Genomic DNA, 8,021 nt, shown 5'->3' with positions numbered 1-8,021 from the left:
TCACTGATCGTCTCCCATGATGGCGCGCCGGGCGGACAGCTTGGTCTTCGCGAGAAGCCGCATGAGATCGGTGCGGTCCTTGGCGTTGAGATCGCCGAAGAGATCGGCGATCCAGTGTTCGTGCTCGCCCGCCATGGCGCGGAACTCGGCGCGGCCCTCATCCGTCAGGCTGATCACCATGGCGCGTCGGTCGGTCGGCGATACGGTGCGAACCACATGGCCGGACGCGACGAGCCGGTCGACGAGGCCCGTGAGGTTGCCGTTCGACACCATCATGCGCTTCGAGAGATCGGACAGCATCATGCCGTCCGGTGCCTTGTCGAGTTGCGCCATCAGGTCGAAGCGGGGCAGCGTGACGTCGAACCTCTCGCGCAGGCGGCGGCGCACCTCGCCCTCGATCAGGGTGGAGCAGGTGAGAAGCCGCAGCCACAGGCGCAGCTCCTCCCGGTGGTCCTCGGGCTGCTCGACGGCCTTGGTCTCGGCATCGAGCGGAATGACCTGGTCGTCCATCGTCACAGTTCTCCCCCGGCCAACACGATGGCCTGTCCCGTCACGGAGCGCGCGCCCTCGCCGCACAGCCAGAGCACGGCGTCGGCGATCTCCGCGGGATCGATCAGCCGACCCTGCGGGTTGTGCTTCACGAGTTCGGCGAGCGCCTCGTGCCGGGTCCTGTTGGTTTTCGCCATGATCCGCTCGAGGCTCTCGGCCACGAGATCGGTGTCGGTGAAGCCGGGGCACACGGCATTGACGGTCACGCCGGTCTTCGCGGTCTCGAGCGCGAGCGCGCGCACGAAGCCGATGACAGCGTGCTTTGCGGCGCAATAGGCGCTCACATACGGATAGCCCTTGAGGCCTGCCGTCGAGGCGACCGCCACGATGCGCCCGAAGCCGCGCTCCATCATGGTGCCGAGCACGGCCTGCGTCATAGTGGTGACGCCGAGGAGGTTCACGTCCAGCATCTGCCGGAACATGTCGGGCCCCGATTTCAGGAACGGCGCGGAGGCGGCCGAGCCTGCATTGGCGATCATCAGGTCGACAGGGCCATGGCGCTCGACCGCGTCCCGCACGGCGCGCTGGATCGCCTGCGGGTCCGTCACATCGGCCACGGCAGCCGCATGGGCGTCGCCCTGCGCGACCGCCTGTTCGAGCGACGCGGGAGACCGCCCGGCGACGGTGACCGTCGCACCGGCCTTGACGAGCGATGCCGCGATGGCGCGGCCGATCCCGCGACCGCCGCCGGTCACCAGGGCATGCCGCCCCGTGAGAGGTGTCATGGTCATCTCATTCCGCCGCGAGAGGCTTCTCGCCGGCCTCCATCTTCAGCTCCGCCCGGGTCTTGGGCTTCGCTTTCACTTTGAGCTCTTCCAGATCCTGCCGGTCGCGCACGGCGTTGCGGAAGATCTGGTCCTTGCCGGCGAGGTATTGCGGCGGGCATTGAATGTCCTTGGCGCCATACCAGGCGGCGGCCTTCATGGTGAAGAACGGATCGACCAGATGCGGACGGCCGAGGGCGACGAGATCCGCGCGGCCTGCGGCCAGGATCGTGTTCACCTGATCGGCCGCCGTGATGTTGCCCACGCACATGGTGGCGACCCGTGCCTCGTTGCGTACCTGGTCGGAGAACGGCGTCTGGAACATGCGCCCGTAGATCGGCCGGGCCTCGCGGACGGTCTGCCCGGTCGACACGTCGACGAGATCGACGCCATGCTCCGCGAAGGCGCGGGCGATCTCCACGGCGTCGTCGCCATCGATGCCGCCCTCGACCCAGTCGGTCGCGGAGATGCGCACCGACATGGGCTTGTGCGCGGGCCAGACCTCGCGCATGGCGTCGAACACCTCGAGGGGAAACCGCAGCCGGTTTTCGAGAGAGCCGCCGTATTCGTCCGTGCGCCGGTTCGTGAGCGGCGACAGGAAGCTCGCCATGAGGTAGCCATGGGCGCAGTGCAGCTCGAGCATGTCGAACCCGGCCCGTTCGCCGCGCCTGGCGGCCTCGACGAATTGCGACTTGATGAGGTCCATGTCGGCGCGGGTCGCCTCGCGCGGCACCTGGCTGTCCTCGAAATAGGGGATCGGGGACGCCGAGCAGATGTCCCAGGCGCCCTCTTCGAGCGGCCGGTCGATGCCCTCCCACATGAGCTTGGTGGCGCCCTTGCGGCCGGAATGGCCGAGCTGAAGGCAGAACTTCGCACCCGAATTGGCATGGACGAAGTCGACGATCCGCTTCCAGGCGGTCTCCTGCTCGTCGTTCCACAGGCCCGTGCAGCCGAGCGTGATGCGCGCCTCCGGCGACACGCAGGTCATTTCCGTGAAGACCAGTCCGGCGCCCCCGGTGGCGCGCGCGCCGTAATGCACGAGATGGAAATCGCCCGGCACGCCGTCCCGGGCCGAATACATGTCCATCGGCGAGACCACGACGCGGTTGGGAACGGTCATCTCGCGAAGGCGGAAGGGCTGGAACATGGGGGCGTTCGGGCCGTCCATGGACACGTCGAAGCCCTGCTGCCGCACCTGTCTGGCGAAGGTCCGGTCGACGGCCGCCACGAAGTCGGGCGCGCGCAGGCGCAGGTTGTCGTAGGTGATCGCCTTCGCGCGGGTCATGACGCCGAACGCGAACTGCACCGGATCGAAATCCCAGAAGCGCGCCACGTGCTCGAACCAGACCAGGGATACATCGGCCGCGTGCTGGGTCTTCTCGACCTCTTCGCGCCGTCCGGTCTCGTAGAGCGACAGCGCACCCGCGACGCTCGGGTCGCGGCGGAAGGCCTCGTAGAGCGCGATCGCATCCTCCATGGCGAGCTTCGTGCCCGACCCGATGGAGAAATGCGCCGATGCCTTGGCGTCGCCGAGCAGCACCTTGTTGCCCATGACCCAGCGCTTGTTGCGGATCATCGGGAAGTTGCGCCAGATCGACCGGTTGGTCAGGACGCGATGCCCACCCAGGAACCAGCCGAAAATCTTCTCCATGAGCGCGGCCGACTCGGCCTCGCTCATGTCCTTCAAGCCGGCCCGCTCGAAGGTCTCCGGATCGGTCTCGAACACCCAGGTCGAGCGGTTCGCCTCGTACTGATAAGCATGGGCGATGAACGGCCCCCACTCCGTTTCCTGGAAGATGAACGTGAAGGCATCGAGCGGCTTCGTCGAGCCCATCCAGGTGAACTTGTTGGGCCGCAAGTCCACCTCCGGCTGGAAGTGGTCCGCATAGCGCTCGCGGAAGCGGCTGTTGATGCCGTCTGCCACGACCACGAGATCCGCGTCGGCGAACAGGCTCTCGTCATCCACATCCGCTTCGTAGCGCAGGCGGACGCCGAGTTCCTCCGCGCGATCCTGCAGGATCAGGAGCAGCGTGCGGCGGGAGCAGCCGCAGAAGCCGTTGCCGCCGATGCGGTGCTCGGTGCCGCGGAAATGGATTGCGATGTCGTCCCAATAGGCGAATTCCCGCACGATGCGCTGGTAGCTCGGCAGGTCGTACTTCTCGAAATTGTCCAGGGTCGCGTCGGAGAACACGACCCCGAAGCCGAACGTCTCGTCGGCGCGGTTGCGCTCATAGACCGTGATGTCGGAATCCGGCCGAAGCTTCTTCAGCAGGATCGCGAAATAGAGCCCCGCCGGGCCACCGCCGATGATCGCCGTCTTCATGAGAATCCCACCCGAGAATTGAGCTTATTGTTTTAAGCTTAAAATAATTGCAGATCAACCTGTCCGCCCGATCCTCTGTTGTTCCTGGCCATCGGACGGTCAGGCGCTCATCGCCTCCTGGTGGTCGTCGGCCTCCTGGGCGATCTGGCGCAGGGCGAAGCGCTGCAGCTTGCCGGTCTGGGTGCGCGGGAGGGCGTCCACGAACTCGATGAGCCGCGGGTACTTGTAGGGCGCGATCTCGGCCTTCACGTGATCCTGGAGCGCCTTCGTCAGGTCCGGACCGGGGGTCTGGCCGGGGCGCAGGACCACATAGGCCTTGACCACCGTGCCGCGTCCGTCGTCGGGAGCCCCCACCACGCCGCATTCGGCCACGGCCGGATGGGTGAGGAGCGCGGCCTCGACCTCCGGACCGGCGATGTTGTAGCCGGCCGAGATGATCATGTCGTCGGACCGGGCCTGGTACCAGAAGTACCCGTCCTCATCCATGAGGTAGGTGTCGCCGGTGACGTTCCAGCCGTCCTGCACGTATTTGCCTTGCCGCTCGTCCGCGAGATAGCGGCATCCGGTCGGCCCACGGACGGCGAGGCGCCCGATGCTGCCGGGGGGAAGGTCCCGCCCCTCATCGTCCACCACCTTGGCCTCGTAGCCCGGAACCGGCCTGCCCGTCGCGCCAGGACGGATCTCGTCCTCGGTGGCGGCGATGAAGATGTGCAGCATTTCCGTCGCGCCGATCCCGTCCATGAGCCGGATGTTCGTGGCGGCCTTCCAGGCCTCGAAGGTTCCCTTCGGCAGCGGCTCGCCGGCCGAGACGCATTTGCGCAGCGAGGAGATGTCATAGCCTTCGAGCTTCGACAGCATGGCGCGATACGCAGTCGGCGCCGTGAAGCAGATGGTCGCCCGGTACTGCATGATGGCTGGGAGAAGATCGTCCGGTCCGGCCTTCTCCAGCAGCACGGTGGAGGCACCGACCCGCATGGGGAACAGCACGATTCCGCCGAGCCCGAAAGTGAAGGCGAGCGGCGGCGAGCCGATGAAGCGGTCGTTCGCCTCCGGCCGCAGGACGTTCCTGGCATAGCCGTCGCAGATCGCCAGCATGTCCCGGTGGAAATGCATGGTGCCCTTGGGCTCGCCGGTCGTGCCGGAGGTGAACCCGATCAGGCAGACGTCGTCCGCCGCCGTATCGACCGCTTCGAAGTCCGGCGACACCTCCGCCATCAGGGCTTCGAGACTGTCGGATTGGCCCGAGCCCCAGTACACCACGTGCTGCAGATCCGGCGCCATCGCCCTGGCCCGCTCCATCTCGTCCGCCAGCCGATGGTCGCAGAACGCGATGGTGATCTTCGCCTTCCTCAGCGGATAGGCGATCTCCTTGGCGCGCAGGAGCGGCATGGTGGCGACCACGACCCCGCCGGCCTTCAGGACCGCCAGATAGGCCGCCACCATCATCGGATTGTTGGCGGACCGCAGCAGGACGCGGTTGCCGGTCACGAAGCCGAGCTTGTGGACCAGCACGTTGCAAATCCGGTTCACCCGCTCCTGCAGCGCCCGGTAGGTCAGGGACTCGGTCGGGCTGATCAGGCAGGGCTCGTCCCCCCGGCCCTCCTCGACCCATCGATCAAGGAACGCGACGGCGCAGTTGAGCCGCTCGGGATACTGGAGCTCCGGCCGCGAGAACCGGAATTCCGGCCACTGATCCCGAGGCGGAAGATTGTCTCTCGCGAAGGTATCCACATGCGCCGTGTCGGCCATCGTCCGCTCCTCTGTCTTACTATGAGCCGGGAGGACGCCGCGCCTTGAGCTTGGCCGAGCCGGGGCGGCACGCCGAGGGATCGCGCTGCATGGCGAACCCCGTGCTGCCGCCCATCCGCCGCCAATCACGCGCTCGTCATTCCGCCTGCCTTCCCGTGCGAAATAATCCGCTTGAAGAACCCGAGAAATATTTTAATCTTAAAACAATCCTTGGCAATCCCAAAGATTGGGCAAAGGCTGGGGATGCCGGGGGAAGGGCTCCGACAAAGGGAGTGTTCGGCAGAAACGATTTGCGGCAGAGTAGCGCCGCCTTGTCCGTCGAGACGCGCCGCGTCCCGCCGGGAACAATCACGCAGCACAACAAATGTGCGCAGGGAACAGCCACTCGGGAGACAATGATGAACGTGACGATCAAGACCCTTGGCCTCGCAGCCGCCGTCGGATTGGCGGCGGTGCCGGCCATGGCGCAGGAGAAGCTGAAGGTCGGCCTGCTTTTGACCCTCTCCGGTCCTTCGGCCGTGCTCGGCCAGCACGCCCGCGACGGCTTCCAGCTCGCGGTCAAGGACCTCGGCGGCAAGCTCGGCGGGCGCGATGTCGAGGTGATCGTCGTCGACGACGAACTGAAGCCCGACGTGGCCGTGACCAAGGTGAAGGGCCTTCTGGAGCGCGACAAGGTCGATTTCGTGGTCGGGCCGATCTTCTCCAACGTGGCGGTCGCGACGCAGAAGCCCATCGTCGACGCCAAGACCTTCTACATCAGCGTGAATGCCGGCCCCTCGAATCTCGCCGGCAAGAGCTGCAGCCCGTACTTCTTCGCGACCTCCTACCAGAACGACCAGAACCACGAGGTTCTCGGCAAGGTGGCGCAGGACCGCGGCTACAAGAAAGTCTATCTGCTCGCGCCGAACTATCAGGCCGGCAAGGATGCGCTCGCCGGATTCAAGCGCCACTACAAGGGTGAGATCGTCGAGGAATCCTACATCCCGCTGAACACGCTCGACTTCCAGTCCGAGCTCGCCAAGATCGCCTCCATGCAGCCGGACGCGATCTTCACCTTCATGCCGGGCGGCATGGGCGTGAACCTGGTCAAGCAGTACCGCGCGGCCGGCCTCGCCGACCGCATCCCGTTCCTCTCGGCCTTCACCGTGGACGAGACCAACCTGCCGGCGCAGCAGGATGCCGCCATAGGCATGCTGAGCGGGTCGAACTGGGCTCCGAACTTGGACACCCCGGAGAACAAGAAGTTCGTCGCGGCCTACGAGGCCGCCTACAACACGGTGCCGGCGTCCTACGCCATGCATTCCTACGACGCGGCCCTGCTGATCGACTCCGCCCTCAAGGCGACCGGCGGCAAGACCGACGACAAGGAGGCCCTGCGCGCCGCGATCAAGAAGGCGGAGTTCAAGTCCCTGCGCGGCGACTTCAAGTTCGGCGCAAACGGCTTCCCGATCCAGGACTTCTATCTGGTGAAGGCAGCGAAGCGTCCCGATGGCAAGCTGGAGACGGAAATCGTCGAGAAGGTGTTCGACGACTACACCGACGCCTATGCCAAGGAATGCGCCGCCACGAACTGACGCGCATCGGACTGACGATCGATCCGTGCTCATGGGACGGATCGATCCCTCTTCCAGGACGCAAGCATCCCGGCGCTTCCGCGTGGAGGCGCCGAGCGGGGCTTGATCGATGCAGGCCTATAGCCGGTGACGTGCCGATGAACGCAACTCTCCTCTTCGTCCAGGCTCTGAACGGCCTTCAATTCGGCCTTATCCTCTTTCTCATCGCGGCCGGGCTGACCCTGGTGTTCGGCGTGATGGATTTCATCAATCTCGCCCACGGCGTGCAGTACATGGTCGGCGCCTACCTGGTGGCGGCGTTCGCCGCCTGGACCGGGAGCTTCGGCTGGGCGCTGCTTCTCGCCCTGCCGTCCGCGCTGGCCTTCGGCCTTCTGCTCGAAGTGCTGGTCTTCCGTCATCTCTACGACCGCGACCATCTCGACCAGGTGCTCGCGACCTTCGGGGTGATCCTGTTCCTGAACCAGGGCGTCAAGTTCGTCTGGGGCGCGGCGCCTCTGAGCGTTCCCGTTCCCGAGCTCCTGTCCGGCTCCATCGAGATCGCGAGCGGGCTGCTCTATCCCGTCTACCGCCTCGCGATCATCGCGGCCGGGCTCGTGGTCGCGGCCCTGCTCTACGCCCTCGTCAACCATACGCGCGTCGGCATGCTGGTGCGCGCCGGCGCCAGCAACGCCGCCATGGTGTCGGCGCTGGGCGTCAACATCCAGCGGCTGTTCATGGTCGTGTTCGGCTTCGGCGCCATGCTGGCGGGCTTTGCCGGCGCGATGGTGGCGCCGATCCTGTCGGTCGAGCCGGGCATGGGCGACAACATCCTGATCCTCGCCTTCGTGGTCATCGTGATCGGTGGGATCGGATCGATCCGCGGGGCGTTCCTCGCAGCCCTCCTGATCGGCCTCGTGGACACGGTCGGGCGCAGCTTCGCGCCGAACCTGCTGCGCCTCGTGCTCGATCCAGCGGCCGCGAGCCAGACCGGCCGGGCCCTCGCCCCGATGCTGATCTACATCTTCATGGCTGCGGTGCTCTTCTTCCGCCCGTCCGGCCTGTTTCCCGTGAAGCGCTAGGGTG

At 66.1% G+C, this 8,021-nt stretch carries 6 protein-coding genes; 2 read left to right on the top strand and 4 right to left on the bottom strand.

Annotated features, from left to right (window positions below):
* From NF876_RS14795 to NF876_RS14780, 4 genes are all read right to left on the bottom strand, one after another.
* On the bottom strand, positions 1 to 510 hold the full coding sequence (locus NF876_RS14795) for a MarR family winged helix-turn-helix transcriptional regulator (protein ID WP_262269550.1): 510 nt from the start codon (positions 508 to 510) through the stop codon (positions 1 to 3).
* 2 nt (positions 511 to 512) lie between these two features.
* Positions 513 to 1,280 carry an SDR family NAD(P)-dependent oxidoreductase gene (locus tag NF876_RS14790; RefSeq protein ID WP_262269549.1) on the bottom strand — a complete coding sequence of 256 codons (768 nt, stop codon included), beginning with the start codon at positions 1,278 to 1,280 and terminating at the stop codon, positions 513 to 515.
* A 1-nt stretch (position 1,281) separates the two neighbouring features.
* Positions 1,282 to 3,636, bottom strand: a complete 2,355-nt coding sequence (locus NF876_RS14785; RefSeq protein ID WP_262269548.1) for a bifunctional salicylyl-CoA 5-hydroxylase/oxidoreductase — start codon at positions 3,634 to 3,636, stop codon at positions 1,282 to 1,284.
* Between the two features lie 99 nt (positions 3,637 to 3,735).
* Positions 3,736 to 5,385 carry a benzoate-CoA ligase family protein gene (locus tag NF876_RS14780; protein WP_262269547.1) on the bottom strand — a complete coding sequence of 550 codons (1,650 nt, stop codon included), beginning with the start codon at positions 5,383 to 5,385 and terminating at the stop codon, positions 3,736 to 3,738.
* Positions 5,386 to 5,783: 398 nt separating this feature from the next.
* On the opposite strand from NF876_RS14780, the gene NF876_RS14775 reads away from it, so the two are divergent.
* A complete protein-coding gene (locus tag NF876_RS14775) occupies positions 5,784 to 6,959 on the top strand; it encodes an ABC transporter substrate-binding protein (RefSeq protein WP_262269546.1) in 1,176 nt (391 codons plus the stop codon).
* Positions 6,960 to 7,096: 137 nt separating this feature from the next.
* Positions 7,097 to 8,017 carry a branched-chain amino acid ABC transporter permease gene (locus tag NF876_RS14770; RefSeq protein WP_262269545.1) on the top strand — a complete coding sequence of 307 codons (921 nt, stop codon included), beginning with the start codon at positions 7,097 to 7,099 and terminating at the stop codon, positions 8,015 to 8,017.
* The last annotated feature ends 4 nt before the right edge of the window (positions 8,018 to 8,021 follow it).

The sequence above is a fragment of the Microvirga yunnanensis genome (assembly GCF_025460875.1).
This window is presented reverse-complemented; position numbering and strand designations above follow the sequence as displayed.

What these genes read in the sequence shown, in the direction of transcription:
- NF876_RS14775 (WP_262269546.1), top strand. Translation starts at nt 5,784, where the DNA reads ATGAACGTGACGATCAAGACCCTTGGCCTCGCAGCCGCCGTCGGATTG.
- NF876_RS14780 (WP_262269547.1), bottom strand. Translation starts at nt 5,385, where the DNA reads ATGGCCGACACGGCGCATGTGGATACCTTCGCGAGAGACAATCTTCCG.
- NF876_RS14795 (WP_262269550.1), bottom strand. Translation starts at nt 510, where the DNA reads ATGGACGACCAGGTCATTCCGCTCGATGCCGAGACCAAGGCCGTCGAG.
- NF876_RS14770 (WP_262269545.1), top strand. Translation starts at nt 7,097, where the DNA reads ATGAACGCAACTCTCCTCTTCGTCCAGGCTCTGAACGGCCTTCAATTC.
- NF876_RS14785 (WP_262269548.1), bottom strand. Translation starts at nt 3,636, where the DNA reads ATGAAGACGGCGATCATCGGCGGTGGCCCGGCGGGGCTCTATTTCGCG.
- NF876_RS14790 (WP_262269549.1), bottom strand. Translation starts at nt 1,280, where the DNA reads ATGACCATGACACCTCTCACGGGGCGGCATGCCCTGGTGACCGGCGGC.